Origin of the sequence: Bartonella sp. AS69XJJH (assembly GCF_042195585.1) — a bacterium.
GTDB lineage: Bacteria > Pseudomonadota > Alphaproteobacteria > Rhizobiales > Rhizobiaceae > Bartonella.
In genome coordinates this window covers 35,787-51,458 of sequence record NZ_JBHIOO010000008.1, presented here as the reverse complement: position 1 = coordinate 51,458, position 15,672 = coordinate 35,787, and the positions used below count along the sequence as shown (strand labels likewise).

The 15,672-nt window shown below is 35.9% G+C and carries 11 protein-coding genes and 1 other RNA gene; 3 read left to right on the top strand and 9 right to left on the bottom strand.

The genetic code is table 11. From position 1 onward, the window contains the following. Positions 1–6: 6 nt before the first annotated feature. The 8 genes from ACFIK6_RS05460 to ettA all read right to left on the bottom strand — a co-directional run bounded on the left by ACFIK6_RS05460 (position 7) and on the right by ettA (position 11,544). A complete protein-coding gene (locus ACFIK6_RS05460; protein WP_375677442.1) occupies positions 7–1,749 on the bottom strand; it encodes a peptidoglycan D,D-transpeptidase FtsI family protein in 1,743 nt (580 codons plus the stop codon). Next, the gene (locus tag ACFIK6_RS05455) at positions 1,749–2,153 is read right to left on the bottom strand and encodes a hypothetical protein (RefSeq protein ID WP_375642098.1); all 405 of its coding nucleotides are present in this window, start codon (positions 2,151–2,153) and stop codon (positions 1,749–1,751) included. The genes ACFIK6_RS05460 and ACFIK6_RS05455 overlap by 1 nt, the downstream gene beginning before the upstream one ends. Beyond that, positions 2,150–3,148 (bottom strand): 16S rRNA (cytosine(1402)-N(4))-methyltransferase RsmH, encoded by a 999-nt coding sequence (gene rsmH, locus ACFIK6_RS05450; RefSeq protein WP_375677441.1) that lies wholly within the window; start codon positions 3,146–3,148, stop codon positions 2,150–2,152. The genes ACFIK6_RS05455 and rsmH overlap by 4 nt, the downstream gene beginning before the upstream one ends. A gap of 264 nt (positions 3,149–3,412) precedes the next feature. Beyond that, an RNA gene (gene rnpB / locus ACFIK6_RS05445) (RNase P RNA component class A) lies at positions 3,413–3,803 on the bottom strand. 83 nt (positions 3,804–3,886) lie between these two features. Further along, positions 3,887–4,396, bottom strand: coding sequence for a lytic transglycosylase domain-containing protein (locus ACFIK6_RS05440; RefSeq protein ID WP_375656821.1), 510 nt, complete (start codon positions 4,394–4,396; stop codon positions 3,887–3,889). A gap of 1,366 nt (positions 4,397–5,762) precedes the next feature. Further along, positions 5,763–6,140, bottom strand: coding sequence for a hypothetical protein (locus ACFIK6_RS05435; protein ID WP_375642095.1), 378 nt, complete (start codon positions 6,138–6,140; stop codon positions 5,763–5,765). A 2,144-nt stretch (positions 6,141–8,284) separates the two neighbouring features. Continuing rightward, entirely contained in the window at positions 8,285–9,223 is a 939-nt protein-coding gene (locus tag ACFIK6_RS05430; RefSeq protein WP_375642094.1) for an ArsR/SmtB family transcription factor, read from the bottom strand. 671 nt (positions 9,224–9,894) lie between these two features. Beyond that, on the bottom strand, positions 9,895–11,544 hold the full coding sequence (gene ettA / locus ACFIK6_RS05425) for an energy-dependent translational throttle protein EttA (RefSeq protein WP_375642093.1): 1,650 nt from the start codon (positions 11,542–11,544) through the stop codon (positions 9,895–9,897). Between the two features lie 161 nt (positions 11,545–11,705). On the opposite strand from ettA, the gene ACFIK6_RS05420 reads away from it, so the two are divergent. Together ACFIK6_RS05420 and pncA are read left to right on the top strand one after the other, a co-directional pair. Next, positions 11,706–12,242 carry a hypothetical protein gene (locus ACFIK6_RS05420; protein WP_375642092.1) on the top strand — a complete coding sequence of 179 codons (537 nt, stop codon included), beginning with the start codon at positions 11,706–11,708 and terminating at the stop codon, positions 12,240–12,242. 46 nt (positions 12,243–12,288) lie between these two features. Then, a complete protein-coding gene (gene pncA, locus ACFIK6_RS05415) occupies positions 12,289–12,897 on the top strand; it encodes a bifunctional nicotinamidase/pyrazinamidase (protein ID WP_273722866.1) in 609 nt (202 codons plus the stop codon). A 471-nt stretch (positions 12,898–13,368) separates the two neighbouring features. On the opposite strand, the gene ACFIK6_RS05410 is transcribed toward pncA, so the two are convergent. After that, a complete protein-coding gene (locus tag ACFIK6_RS05410; RefSeq protein ID WP_375642091.1) occupies positions 13,369–14,421 on the bottom strand; it encodes a DUF475 domain-containing protein in 1,053 nt (350 codons plus the stop codon). Between the two features lie 360 nt (positions 14,422–14,781). Here ACFIK6_RS05410 and ACFIK6_RS05405 point away from each other — a divergent pair, with 360 nt between their 5' ends. After that, positions 14,782–15,321: a helix-turn-helix domain-containing protein gene (locus ACFIK6_RS05405; protein ID WP_375642090.1), complete on the top strand. Its 540-nt coding sequence runs from the start codon at positions 14,782–14,784 to the stop codon at positions 15,319–15,321. Positions 15,322–15,672: the final 351 nt, after the last annotated feature.

Genomic DNA, 15,672 nt, shown 5'->3' with positions numbered 1-15,672 from the left:
TTTATTTTACTGTTGTTTAACGAAACTTGAATTGCTCTTTTTACTTAAAAGAGGTTCATATTCTTTTTTAAAATCGGGTTTTACACCAAGAAAACTAGCTGTGCGACGAACAATATTAGCAAGCATTGGTCCAGCATTCATCCCCGCTGTTGCTGAACGCTGTCCCTCTTCAGGCTTTGGTTCATCAATAATTGTTAAAACAACATAAACAGGATCATCAATCGGAAAAGCAGCAAGAAAACTATTGAAATTTTTTGTTTTAGAATATTTTCCATTTTCAACTTTTTCAGCTGTTCCTGTCTTACCACCAACCCGATAACCTTCGACTTTTGCGTTACGTCCAGAACCAATATCACTATTTAATTTATAAAGGTAACGCATATTTTGACTTGTTTTAGCCTGCAAAACCCGTTTTGCGTGGTGCGAAGTTTGTTCTTTTGTCCGTTTTAAAAATGTCGGAGCAATTAACCAACCACCATTCATTAAAGCAGCAGCCCCAACAGCTGTTTGCAAGGGTGTTGTTGCCATACCATGCCCAAAAGAAATCGTCATAGAATGAATATCCTTCCAATGATGTGGTACAATAGGATGGGCAACTTCAGGCAACTCTGTCGTGAGACGATCCAGTAAGCCAAGTTTTTGTAAAAAAACACGATGTTTATCAATCCCTATCGCCAATGCCTCTTTAGCAGAACCAATATTGGAAGAATAAATAAAAACCTCCCATAACGTTAAGGGACGATTTTTTCCGTGAAAATCATGAATAGTATACCCACTACTTGCCTTTATTGGCTTTGAAGCATCAATAATACTGTTTAAATGAAAAATATTGGAATCAAGAGCCATGGCGGTTGTAAAACTTTTAATGATCGATCCCATTTCAAAAGCTCCTGCCGTCATCCGATTGAGACGATCACTTTTTAAAGCTTCAATAGGATTTCCAGGATCAAAATCTGGTAGTGATGCCAAAGCCAAAACTTCCCCCGTATGTATATTTAAAATAACAGCTCCTGCAGCAATTGCCCTATAACGCTTCATAGCCTGAATAAGTTCATCATGAACAATTGCCTGAACACGCACATCAATCGAAAGCTGAACTTGCTTTAATGATTCTTCCATGGCAAGACCAGCGGCACGCAAAGCACTCAACCCAGCATCATCAATATATTTTTCCATACCTGCAATGCCCTGATTATCAACATTCACCATACCGAGAATATGGGAAGTTACAGGTCCATCAGGATAAAAACGACGAATTTCAGTCCGAAAACCAATTCCTGGTATACCAAGAGCCATAATTTGCGTCTTCTGCATTGGTGTTAACCCACGCTGTATCCAAGAAAAACCAGATTTCCTTTTTAAGCGCTTATAGGTTTCCTGCCAATTAAGATCAGGTAAAACTGTTGAGAGCAATTCAATTGTTTCATCCACATCAATAATACGTCGTGGCTCAGCAAAAAGTGAATAAGTTTTAATATCTGTTGCCAATAAACGACCATTACGATCAACGATATCAGGCCGTGCCATCAATTGAAGAACTCCTGGCCCTTTTGCTTCTTCAATCTGTCCACCTTCCAACCCATAAGAAATAAGGCAAGCCCCCATGATGCCATATAAAATTAAAAAGCAGAACAACGAAAAAAGCAAACGTGGACGACTAGAATAGGACCGACGAACAGAAACATTATGATTATTCAATGAATTCTTTAAGCGCTTTTTCTTCTGTGAGAATAAAAAAGTCGATTTCATTACTGCGCGCCTTTTTGGACAACACCATTTATCTGGGAAGCCCAATTATTTGTCAAAATATCCTGATTATCTTCCAAGATATTTTGTTTAATCACTTCTTCAATTTGATCATGTCCCCGTACCGGAATGTCTTTTAATTCCACGACTTGACGCGGCTGTATAACTTCTAACCCAAGTTCTTTTTGATAACGTTTCGCAAGTTTTTGCATGCGTGAAGGCCTTATCATTACAGCCCACTCAGCACGAAGCAAACTTACCGTATTTTTTGCTGCAGCAATTTCATGCTCAAGATGACGAACTTCGTTCATTCGTTTTTGAACATCATATTTTACCTTATAGGTAAGACCTGCCATACAAATCATAATCAACACTAAAATCATATCAAATGTACGAAAAACTGTCATTTCTTGCTGCCTTCAAAACTGGCAATCTCTGCTAAACCAAATAATTTCATATCTGCTGCAAGAGCCTCTGCTTCAGTTCGTACACCAATACGCAACCTTGCAGAACGTGAACGAGGATTTTTCTGTAACTCCTCTTTAGTTGCCGTGATCCCCCCTTTAAACAAAGAAAAAAATGTCGCTGGAGCAGCCTTTATTTCAGGCAGATAGCGTGATCTCATACATTCTCCAGAACGAGCCGAAAAAAATCTTTTGACCATACGATCTTCAAGAGAATGAAAACTGACAACGCCCAAACGCCCCCCAGCTTTTAAAACGCGTTCAGCAGCAAATAAACCACATGCTAATTCACCAATTTCATCATTAACATAGATACGAAGAGCCTGAAATACACGTGTTGCAGGATGAATACGATCTCCCGGCTTACGTCCTATCAACGCTTCGATAGCATACGCCAAATCACCTGTACGCAAAAAAGGCTGAATAACACGACGCTTTTCAATCATCCGTGCAATTCGCCCCGCATAACGCTCTTCTCCTAATATCTTAAAGATACGTGCTAAATCCCTTGCTTTTAAATGATTGACAACATCGCTGGCTGTAAAACCAGTCTGAGCCATTCGCATGTCCAATGGACCATCTTTTTGAAAAGAAAAACCTCTTTCAGCTTCATCAAGCTGCATTGAAGAGACACCTATATCCAAAATAACTGCATCCACCTTCTCTTCAACGACACGATCGAGTTGTGAAAACGCCATATGGACCAAACGAAGTCGTGGAAAAAATTCTTCAACAAGCGATTGTCCCGCACTAATAGCATGAGGATCACGATCAAGAGCAATCACCTGTGCCCCTGCCTTTAACAAAGCGCGCGTGTAACCACCAGCACCAAAGGTGCCATCAATCACTTTTGCTCCAACCAATGGCATAAGCCCAGCCAAAACTGGCTGCAACAACACTGGAATATGGCGTTCAGCTCTTTGATCCTGCTTTATCAAAATAATCCATCTTGAAGTTATGCTGTCTCAAATCAACAGCTCTCTCATAGCAACTGATCTTAGAATAACCTAGCCTTCAACTTTCATATTAACCACAATGAACGAAAAAACTAAAGCTATCCCAAAATAGATCCTAACGCATTATACTTAAAGAAATGTTATAATTTTTAAAAATACTCTTTGCTCAAGTGTCCATTTCAAACAAATAGACTCCATAAAAGAGCATATATAATCGATCTTATAAAATATCACGTATCGTCATGAAATATCAGTCGGCCTATAAGCCGGGTTCTGTAGAGTAAAGCTCACACTTTACATGGCAACCATTCATCTGGGACGGATGTTACCATCCGCCTCGTGCAACCTACCCGAATGACTCGCCCGGAAATCGGCTGCAAATTAAATTTTGCACGTCATTTCTATTTGGTCTTGCTCCCGGTGGGGTTTACCTTGCCACATTCATTACTGAATGCGCGGTGGGCTCTTACTCCACCCTTTCACCCTTACCTATAAAAATAGGCGGTTTACTTTCTGTGGCACTTTCCCTAGGGTCACCCCCGCCGGGTGTTACCCGGCACCGTCTTTCCATGGAGCCCGGACTTTCCTCACCTGCCGCATTTCAGCATCAGACAAGCGCGGCTGCCCAGCCGACTGACGCATTAATTTATAAAACATTTTCTGCTCCGTGAAAATAGCATCATAAAATATTTTATAGCAAAACTGTCTAAAAAGATGTTTTTATTTTAATGAAGCAAGATAAGTTTTCACTTTTGCGCAATATTTCGCCGAAATAGAATTCATTTTTTTTGCAGCATGACCTGCGTTATATTTAAGGATTGTACCACACGTACTTCCACCACTGAGTTTATACGCCCGTGCCAAATAACGCATACCATATTCAAGATTGGTCGCAGGATCGTACAAATCCTGTACAGAACCACTAAAACCCAATCCTCGAGCCGTAGAGGGTTTAATTTGCATCAAACCTATTTCGCCCGCAGCCCCCTTTATACCTGCCTTATAATTACTTTCAACTTTTACAACAGCATGTGCTAAATTAACGGGAACATTATATTTATTCGCAAGTTTCTGAATAAGAAACTCATAAGGACGATCAGGAATCTTAGAAGCAACAACCACTAAAGCTTCTCCTGATTCCGCAACATTTAAGACACTATGAGTCCAACTTATATCAAATACAAAAAATACAGCACACGCTGTATTTAACAAGATTTTCAAAAATTGCATTTTCTTTCTCTTCACTCAAACATTCTCAAATTCTAGCCGCAAATAATTTGCGAATGTATTGTACAAAAAAAGAAAGCAAAAGAACGGCTTGAAAAAGGAAAGAGTAAGACAATTTAAAGATAAAATTATGCAACAAAAGAAAATCTCTTTATGCACAAATTATAGATTCCTCTCTATCATAAAATAAAAGAAATAAAGAGACTATAATTAATCTTATAGCGTATTAAATAAAATGATATAAGATATAAATTGCTGCTATCGCTATTGTATCACTCAACTTTTATATTAAAAAAATCACATCTTAAATAGATGTAATATTTTTTACATAAGATTATTAATTTTTTTATTGAGATCAATCCCTCAAAGCAAGAGAGACAAGAGCATCTTTTTACCGAAGATGCTCAATATCAAAAAAGTTTCATAAAAAATATAAACCGTTATCAACGCTTCTCTCTGGTCAATCAACACCCACAGCACTCTTTATGTCCGATAAAACTCAACATGTCACACAAATGCCTCCCCCTGTCGTTGCGCATAAAAATTCATAAATATACTAAAACCATCATACTCTTTATCAATTCAAAATATTGCAACAGACCTTTAGCTCTCAAGATGCCCCAAAGAAGCTTTTTACTTCTTTTTTAAAAGAGCTTTTATCCACACAAGCCTCCCACTTGTAGTGTACAAGAAACTGATTTTGATTTTTTCACCATGGATAAAATTAAAATGAGAGAATTCTACAATTCTTAAGCTTCTCACTCAATATGAAAATGATAAATTATCATTATAAAACAATATGCTAAAAAAGCTATATCCGTCTTTGTCCCTACAGCAAAGCTTAACAATTACTTTTGTCTGTTTTTTTGAAAAATGTTAGAAAACTCAATATCCTCAAAGCCTTTTTAAATAAAAATAGACCTCTCAATCTTCCTTCAAATATTTTTTTCTTTGTCACAGACTATCACCTTATCAGCCTTGCACCTCATTTTCAGAAATCATACAAGTGAATAAATATCCTAAAATCCATAGAACAAAGGAATCTTAAATCCTTTAAAAATTTTCTATTTTCTCATATCAAATAAAAAATAACTGGCATATAAAACGCGATTAACGTGTTTTATTATAGTCAATACTGCTTTTGTCATTGTAGCGATTGATAATGCGATTAACTCGAGCAACACCCTTGATAAACTCGCTATCACTCCTGTAATGATTACAACATTATCCTTATACTCCGATTGCTTATCTTTTGAGTAAGATAATTTGCTTATTATCTTACAAACTGATTATCTCCTCGCACTTTTCAAAACTTCACGAAAAACTCTTGCTCCTTAAAATAAAACCCAAAAGCGCAATTAAAAAATATCTAAAAATAAGCATTAGCAATGGAAGGACGAGAAATCGCTTTTGAGAGAGCCATAGCAACAATTTCACCAGATTTTTGAGCCTGCTCACGACTCTGACCACTTTTAGAAGCAAGCGCAATTATGTCACGACGCAGCTGCGCAATAAACAACTCTTGCTGTTGAGGACTCATCTTAGAAAGATGCTTGATAATATCTGGAAAAGATACGGACAATCTCTCTAACAACTCCTCCTCTGTTACATCAAGCTTCTGAGAAGAAGAAGAAGAGCGACCGGAAAAAAACTGATAAACAGCACCGCTTCGGGAAGCAAAAAAGACAGCGCCAAAAATAAAAAATACAAATAAAATAAAAATAATACGACGCGAAGAAGATTCCATTATCTCTTACCTAAAGATCACAGAACACAAACATAGATTCCTTTTATGATTCCCCTTATAGCATTCAATAATGCCTCAATAAAGAAAAATCAAATTATTGAAAATGAATACGCTAACACTATCCGCCAACAAGACCTGCCCCCCTGTGTATTCAGGCACCAAAGGCGAAACTAATAACAGATCTTACACTTCCCCCAATAACACCTACAAAATCCCCTAAAACAATTACAAAAAGCCTGACTGAGGAAATCCTCAGTCAGGCCAGACAATCTAGGGGATCCACGCGGGGGGGGGGGAGGAGGTTCCCCGATCGTCCTCTCACATCAACTACTAAGATAGCCGATGCAATATTCTTGCTATGGAATAAAATTCTTTAAACAACAAGGAATTCTTATCATCTTCTACGCAAAAAAACACAAAAGAGTTATAAATTGTTTAAAAATGTTTAAATTTAGGCAAAAAAAGTTTAAAATGGCCCAATTTGAAGCAATTTTATTTCAAGAATTATCAATTAGAATCTACCATCATTATAACTTTTAAATAGTTTCTTTCATAACTCCGATGACCATAATTAAAAAAACGTAATTTCTACGTATCCACCTTATAAAAATCAAACTATGTAAAAGTAGAATCACTTTTCCAACAGCCATCACCACAAAAAGAAAAACGTAGATTTTTAAAATCTTACACAAATAACCGTAAAAAATGAAAAACATCCTCTTGCAAGAAAGCTATGCATTATTTAAATAAAAACAATAAGTTATAGAAATAAAATCTTATCTATCGTTATAAAAAATTTCTGTAAATGATCATTAAAGTATTGTCACATCCTTCATGTAACAATCAATGGAAAATTTAAACAGCTCCATCTTATGAAAAAATGAGAACTCTGAAGGTATTTGTTTCGAATCACGTCCTATAATCATTCCAAATAACGATAAACTATTTTACAATAACCTACAGTCTTTACCGCATTTTAACATAACAAACCGAGATCAATGCAGACATTTTCTCTTAATCTCTATCATTTAAATGATTCTGTAAAATAATACACACAGTAGTTTCTATGCTCAAAAATTATTATAGTCTGTTCTTCTAACGTAAACAACTCATTGATTTACAATCATAACGCATCGTTTTACAATTTACATGAGAGATCTCAAGAACGTAAGATTCCCTTATTTTCAATCTTCGTCTATTGAATTAATGAATAGCCACACTATCGCACATCACAAACAAGAAGAGGCATATGGATAAAAACATAAAAAGAGTCAAAAATACCTTCTATGAACCATTTTAAAGAAAGATCTGCAGTAACATGCGGAACTGAAACATAAAACAATGATGCGGCTTACAACTTTTACTTAAACTAAAGACGGTGGTGCCCTATCAATTTTACGCTATACCCACGGACTGCCTCATAAGATGAGCGGCAAACATAAAAGCCAAAAGATAAAAACCTATTGCCATCTTTACCATTCCTTTTATTTACCTTTACGACTTTCAAACACGCTCATAACGCTGTGTTTTAAATAATGAAAATAACACCTTGTCTTACCCTTTTACTTTTTTGTTCTTTTTAGAGCATCTTTTTGCACACCTCACTAAAAATTCCAAGGGACTTCTTATCTAAGTAGCTGTTTTAAAGAGACATTTTAAGATCTATTGTGCACCACCATTTTTGACATTTATGAAGGTATAAACCATCACTATATTATATTGTGCGGTATTATATTGCAGCCACTCTCACATTTAGAAAATGTATTTCCTTTTACAAACGGTATTATTTAGATAAATATCTTCTCTTGTAACAGACAAACAGACTCTTTTGGATTCTGAAACAGGAAATTTGAAATGAAAAAATATTCCTGTATTCAAACCTCTCATTGGGTCTAAAAAATAATGATCTTTTAAAATCAATATATTGGCTAATAAACAAATATGATATCAAGACACCTTAAATAATCTCTATAGAAGGTGCTTTCATGATTACAGGCTACACGCCCTTATGAAACACCAAGACTCTCATATAAAAACATAATACAAATGTAAAAAACAATAGATGAGCCATAATTAAATAAAGTTTTATCTCTGCGCTATTTCTTGAGAAAAATCAGAGAATAAAGCACGTTAACAAACGCTCTTTATGCAAAATCTACTTGTTTATCTTTGATATCGTCAACCAATAAACGCGGATCACGAGCAAGCCAAAGTGTAACCATGCCCTCCTCACTGTTTTCATTTTGTATAGGAGTAAGACAAACCGTTTGTTCTAGAATAAGTCCGGCATTTTTTAGCCATTGTTCTATTTGTAAAGCCGAAAATCCAAGACGCATATGCGCTTGATCAGAATATGAAGACTCAATTTCATGATAACCAAAATCCACAATCAATAAACGTCCATGAGGACGCAAAACACTTGATATCTCATGAAGAAATATTTCAGGATTTTCAAGAAAATGCAAAACCCAATGAAGAATAACTAAATCAAAAGTTGTATCTCCAACAGACAAGTGAACAACATTGCTATCAAGCACGACTTCAACCGCATGCGTATAAAGGTTAGAAAACAATTTTAAGACAGAGTCTCCACCTATTCCAATATTCAGCATCGTCTGAAATGGTTTATTGCCAATGATTTCAATTAAAGCGTTTTCCACACCATGATCTGCCATATAAGATGACCGTAATACATCCCATTGCAACGCATTTTGTAAAAAATGCTTCTTCCTCGTTTTTTGACGCTGCTTTTTAACATCCTTCAAACGTTCTAAATCATGCGCTAACAACACATCATGCTTTGGCAAAGCCGAAAGAACACCCTTCACAATGTCTTTACCCCAAAAATCATGACAAAGCTTAAAATAAAGGCTATCTCCCTTCTGATAACGCTCAATCAATCGTGCTTCGTACAATAAACGTAAATATCGTGATATACACGCTTGCGACTGATCAAGAATAAAAATAAAATCAGGAATTGTTAAATCTTCATGATGCAAGAGGGTAAGAACACGTAAATGGCTTACTTCCGCGATCGCTTTCAGCAGCACAATCATTGCATCTAAACTTGCACTTTTTTTCATAATTATCCCCTAAACACTCCTATAAACATTTGTTTATAGGAAAAAAAGTCAAGCATAAAACGCATATTCTCTTCTATTTTGTTCTCTCTATTTTATCATCCTATGAAAAAAAAGGCCAATGTAAAAACGAACAGCTCTTATCTCTCTGCTTCTCGTTATAATGAGAATACATTGATTTATAATAACAATTTATCATTTTTCAACTTGAATAAAAAACCGGAATACCGTAAATTTTTCTCACTTAAAATCGATTCATGATAAATCAATCCAAATCATTCTCTTACAGCTCATAAACAGAGGGGACATATGGATAAAAATATCTTTTATGCCCACCTCAAAACAAGAACTGCACACCATTGAGAGAAAATAAATAACATGATGGTGCCAACTTGCATTTTTATTAAGTAAAGATGATAATGCTCAATGACCAGAGCATTTGTAGAAAGAGTACTATGCTCTTCATCCCCTCCTTTTCATTGCAATTTTACAAGCAATAACCCGTTATATATCACGAGTAGAATAACCCTATATAGGTCATAATTTCATAAAGTGTCTCTTACTCTTTTCAATGAATAAAAACTTCCAAAATATAGATACACTTTATTTATGAAATAAAAAACACAAGTAAAATACACTATTATTCCAACAAAGTTGAGATAAGATAAAAAATTCTAGCGTGTAAGAGGTTTATAATTTGCGTGCTTAGGATTAAGAGATTCCGCCCCCAAACGACGAACTTTATCAGCCTCATATTCAGCAAAATTACCTTCAAACCATTCTACATGACCATCACCTTCAAAGGCTAAAATATGTGTTGCCAACCGATCAAGAAACATACGATCATGCGATATGATAACTGCACAACCAGCGAAATTTTCCAATGCATCTTCCAATGCACCTAATGTTTCAGTATCAAGATCATTTGTCGGTTCATCAAGAAGAAGCACATTCCCCCCCTCTTTTAGAAGTTTCGCCAAATGTACGCGATTGCGCTGTCCTCCTGATAAATTTGCCACCTTCTGCTGCTGATCTGCCCCTTTGAAATTAAAAGCCCCGCAATAAGCGCGGCTATTCATCTCATATTTGCCTAATTTAATAATGTCATTTCCACCAGAAATTTCCTCCCAAACAGTTTTATTCCCCACCAAGGAATCGCGACTCTGATCCACATAACTCATGTGAACTGTTTCACCGATACGTATTTGACCTGAATCGGACTGTTCCTGTCCCGTCAACATTTTAAACAAAGTCGACTTTCCCATACCATTGGCCCCAATAACACCGACAATGCCACCAGCAGGAAGCTTAAAAGAAAGAGAATCAATCAATACACGTTCACCATAAGCTTTAGAGAGATTATCAACCTCAATAACAACCTGTCCTAATCTTTCTCCAATAGGAATAATAATTTGCGCCTCTCCAGGACGGCGCTCACGTGCCGCTTGAACCAACTCATCATAAGCCTTAATCCGAGCTTTTGACTTTGCTTGTCGCCCTTTTGGACTAGAAGCGATCCATTCTTGCTCACGTGATAAAGCACGTTGACGCGCTGCCTCTTCACGGCCTTCTTGAGCCAAACGCTTGGCTTTAGCCCCCAAATAAGCAGAATAGTTCCCCTCATAAGGAATACCTCTACCGCGATCTAACTCTAAAATCCAACCCGTCACATTGTCGAGAAAATAACGATCATGGGTTATCAAAAGCACAGCCCCAGGATATTCACGTAGATGCCTTTCAAGCCAAGCCGTCGTTTCAGCATCTAAATGGTTTGTCGGTTCATCCAAAAGTAACAAATCAGGTTTTGACAAAAGCAATTTACAAAGTGCAACACGCCGCTTTTCACCACCCGAAAGTTTTGTTACATCTCCATCGGCTGGCGGACAACCAAGAGCAGCCATAGCCATTTCCACTTGACTTTCTAAATCCCAAAGATTCTGGCTGTCAATAATATCCTGAAGCCGTGCACTTTCATCCGCCGTTTCTTCACTATAATTCATCATCAATTCGTTATAACGCTCAAGAATTTCTTGTTTATCTGCAACACCTTCCATCACATTGCCACGCACATCTTTGCTCGCATCAAGCAAAGGTTCTTGTGGTAGATAGCCACAGCGTGCTCCTTCAGAAATCCATGCTTCTCCCGTATATTCCTTATCTAGCCCAGCCATAATACGTAAAATAGTTGACTTCCCTGCACCATTCGGCCCTAAAATACCGATCTTCGCATCTGGATAAAAAGACAAATGAATATTTTCTAGAACTTTTTTATTGCCGTAAGACTTGTTAAGCCCAGCCATATGATAGATAAATTGACGTGCCATAAATTTCTCTTTATATTGTGCGATATTAAAGATTAGGATTTTGAAAAAACTGCTTTTGCTTTTTGAAACTGTACAGTAAAGAGCACTTGCATCGTATCAAAAGCTTTTCGCTTTATATTGGTACATTTTTTCTAATCTCACAAGCCCCAGTATGGTCCTGAATGCAAAAAAACATCCCCCCAAAAAGCAAAAAGCAAATCTTTTTAGCTGTACCTGAAACCTGTTATCAAACATTGCCTCTCTTTTCCATACCAGATATAACATTGTATTTTTATCGTATTAAACCGACTTATCAATGTAATATGGTACCAAAAAGAAAAGCAATTCTCTATGCGCCTTCTTTTTTCGCTTTATGGGCTTTATATTACGCAGTAAAAAATCCTTCCCTTTTTTCATCGATTTTTTGCTACGGAAAACAATGGTCTTCCCCCCTTGCCTTGATATGGCTTAAATTACGTTTACAAAACGATCGCCGCCTTATGGGATCTGACGTTCCAAGCCCAATGATCATGAAAGCTTTGCATCAACACGTAGCAAAAAATGACTACAGTGCACTTCCCATTGGTACGTGGTTACAATTTGTAAAAAATTATAAAACCAATTGTAAAAACTTATCCATCCCCCTCTTTTGGCTTGATAATTATACAAATAATATCAATATCCAGCACATCATTTCAAAACTTCAAGACGACATATAGCTTTTTAAAAATACAATAAAAGCTCATCTCGTATAGGAATATATTTATGGAAAAAAAAGCCTTAATCGTCATTGATGTTCAAAATGACTTCTTACTAGGTGGAGCACTTGCCGTACCACAAGGTGATGCTATTTTACCCGCCGTCAATAATCTCATAAATCATTTTGACCACGTTATCTTAACCCAAGACTGGCACCCCAAAAACCATTGCAGCTTTGCTTCCTGCTATCCTGAAAAAAAGCCCTATGATACCATCATTCTTGACTACGGTCCTCAAATACTTTGGCCTGATCATTGCATACGAGGAACACAAGGAGCAGAATTTCATCCATCTCTTAGAGTAGAAAAAGCACAACTTATCCTTAGAAAAGGCTATAATCAAAAAATGGATAGCTATTCTGCTTTTCTTGAAAATGATCAAAAAACACCAACAGGTTTACAAGTTTATCTCAAAGAACATGGTTTTACCAAGCTCATTATGTGTGGCTTAGCAACTGATTTTTGTGTCGGATTTTCTGCTCTTCATGCTATACAATGCGGTTTTAAAGTCAGTGTTTCATTAAATGCCTGCGCTGGTATTGATGTAAACGGATCACTAAACACTATGCTTAAAACGATGAACGAAGCTGGTATAGAACTTTTAATGGTCTCTTAAAATATTCTTCTCTAATCTACCATTATAATATACTGATTTATAAAGGATAAGTTATTTTTCACATATTTAAGTGAGAGTCCAGAATATCGTAAATCCTCTCATTTCAAATCTGTTTCAAAACCATTCTCTTACACATTACAAAGAGAATGAATATATGAATAAAAATCATTCAAAAAAACAGTAAAAAGGCTTCTTACAAACCATTAAATACAAGAGCTTGTCATAAATTGAAAGCTGGTAAAAAGTATAATAGCTCCAGCTTTCTACCCTATATTTATGCCCTATATTTAGGTCAAAAAACATCCTAGAGATTGTACACCATTCCCTTCGTGGGGTAGTATCATGCGATGGACTCAACTTTAAAACAAAAACGCAAATAAGCAATAAAATAGTATTTCATTTTGCATGAAAGACCTCTTTCTATTCAAAGATATGCGATAAACAAAAGCGTGAAAAAAATAAAAATCTCCATTACTTAGACACAACATGTTTATCCAATTGACGATGCTTAAAACGAATCGAAGAATATAATGCCATTCCAATAATACAGATTCCCACAAGTCCTGTTAAAGCTTCAGGAACCGATATAATCGTTTGCAGATACATAATCACTGCAAGAACTAGAATTGCATAAAAAGCACCATGCTCCAAATAACGATAATGCAATAATGTCCCTGTTTCAACCAACATAATTGTCATAGAACGAACATAAAATGCGCCGATACCAAGACCTATCGCAATAATAAAAAGGTTGTGTGAAAAGGCAAAAGCACCGACTACGCCATCGAAAGAAAAACTAGCATCAAGAACTTCTAAATAAAGAAACGCCCCTACTCCCCCGTGAGCTACTGTTGTTAAAGTCTTTTGAGGAGTATCCAAGAGATGACCCACAACTTCAACACCGATAAAGGTCAAAAGTCCATAAAGGGCTGCCAATAAAAAAGTTATTTTATTTTCTGCGTCAATCTGCCCTGAAACAAATAAGATCAAAATCAAAACAATTGCAATATCAATCCCAACAAGCGCCCCAAACTTTTGAGCAGGTCTCTCTATAACATTAAGCCAATGCACCTCTTTTTCAGAATCAAAAAAATATTTTAAGCCAACCATCATAAGGAAAGTGCCTCCAAAAGCAGCAATCCCCATATGTGCATCGGTTAAAACTTCAGCATATCGATGTGGTTCCCATATCGCTAATTTGACTGCCGCAATTGGATTAATCCCAACAGCAACGACAACCACCAATAATGGAAAAACAATTCGCATCCCAAATACAGCTATCAAAATGCCCCATATAAGAAAACGACGACGCCACAACGGATCCATTCTACTAAGAACACGCGCATTGATAATAGAATTATCAAAAGATAAAGAAATTTCCAAAACTCCTAAAACAAAGCAAATAAAAAAATATTTAAGAAAACCAGTAATACTTTCCGTTTCAAACCAACCAATAATCCCTCCTAAAAAGACACCAATAATCGTGAAAAAAAAAGCAAACCCAAAATAGCGTAATAGGGCCATGATCATTCCTCAAAGTTTATTTCTAATTCATCTAAAGCACACCCAGTACAAATCCAAAGTTTGCATCTCTTTAAAGTTGCATCTATTAATGCAGAGGTGTATAGAATATATATGGTAAAGTTACATGAAAATTCTCTCAAAAAAAGCAAGAGACAAATGTAGCAAACAGGGAATGTTGTTTTGAAGTGAGTATCAATTGTCAATACAATAAGTGAAAGATTGCTTTCTATCCACGAAAATAAAAAAATAAAAAGAAATTAAAGCTATAAATATTGACATTATATCATAGAATATTAATACATAGTGTGCTTTTATTATTTAATGATTTATACCATGATGATTTACCGAGGGAGATAATTCGTGGCACGTCCTGAAACTGAATCAAAAACCATATTTGGAAAGCGTTTACGTTATGTACGTCTTGCTTTAGGCGATCCATCACGTGAGACCTTAGCTAAAAGTTTTAGCATGACAAAAAATTCCATTGCTTTTTATGAGCGTGGAGAGAGAGAACCCAATCTTAGTGTCTTACAAACATACCGCACGTTATATGGTGTCAATATTAATTGGCTTTTAACTGGACAAGGAAAAATGTTTGACACCGAATATACAAAAGGTGATTTTGACTGGAATTATTTTATTAAAAAAATCGAGGGACTGGAAGAAACACTTGCCGATAGTGATCGTAACGAAAAACTAAATCAAGAAAAAATCGACAGTTCTTATGAAAAGTTGCAGCAATATTTGTCAAGACAAGGTTTATCAAATGGCTTTAACCCTAAAACCACAACCTCTCTTATCGATATGAAAGCTAAAATGGCCAATTCTTATACCCTTAGCTTATTCATTGATTTACTCATTCGAAGCGTATCCCAAAAAGAGGCTATAGTTAATCAATAAACGTCTATTTCAAAAGAAAAAACAAGAAATGATTAAACTCTACCAGTATGGAGAAAAGTATTTTTTACTTTATCCGCGCTGGTGGAATTTTGTCTAATTTATAAAATTTGTTTCTGTAACGACAATAACAACGTTTGCATTGTAAATGAAAGTATAGTGTTTTTAAATTAAAAAAAATAATTTTTTAGTATAAAATTCTCATTCATATCTTATTGACAAGAATTTTTTTCTTGTTAAAAGGATAATAGCTCTCATAGAAATTATTTTTAAGGTCAGAAAATTTAAGGGAAATATATTGACGACTTCCTATAGAGACATACATTAGTACTCACAAACGGATTAGTTAAATAT

Coding starts and splice junctions, on each gene's coding strand:
- ACFIK6_RS05460 (WP_375677442.1), bottom strand. CDS start 1,749: ATGAAATCGACTTTTTTATTCTCACAGAAGAAAAAGCGCTTAAAGAAT.
- ACFIK6_RS05455 (WP_375642098.1), bottom strand. CDS start 2,153: ATGACAGTTTTTCGTACATTTGATATGATTTTAGTGTTGATTATGATT.
- ACFIK6_RS05430 (WP_375642094.1), bottom strand. CDS start 9,223: ATGAAAAAAAGTGCAAGTTTAGATGCAATGATTGTGCTGCTGAAAGCG.
- pncA (WP_273722866.1), top strand. CDS start 12,289: ATGGAAAAAAAAGCCTTAATCGTCATTGATGTTCAAAATGACTTCTTA.
- ettA (WP_375642093.1), bottom strand. CDS start 11,544: ATGGCACGTCAATTTATCTATCATATGGCTGGGCTTAACAAGTCTTAC.
- ACFIK6_RS05435 (WP_375642095.1), bottom strand. CDS start 6,140: ATGGAATCTTCTTCGCGTCGTATTATTTTTATTTTATTTGTATTTTTT.
- ACFIK6_RS05420 (WP_375642092.1), top strand. CDS start 11,706: ATGCAAAAAAACATCCCCCCAAAAAGCAAAAAGCAAATCTTTTTAGCT.
- ACFIK6_RS05440 (WP_375656821.1), bottom strand. CDS start 4,396: ATGCAATTTTTGAAAATCTTGTTAAATACAGCGTGTGCTGTATTTTTT.
- ACFIK6_RS05410 (WP_375642091.1), bottom strand. CDS start 14,421: ATGGCCCTATTACGCTATTTTGGGTTTGCTTTTTTTTTCACGATTATT.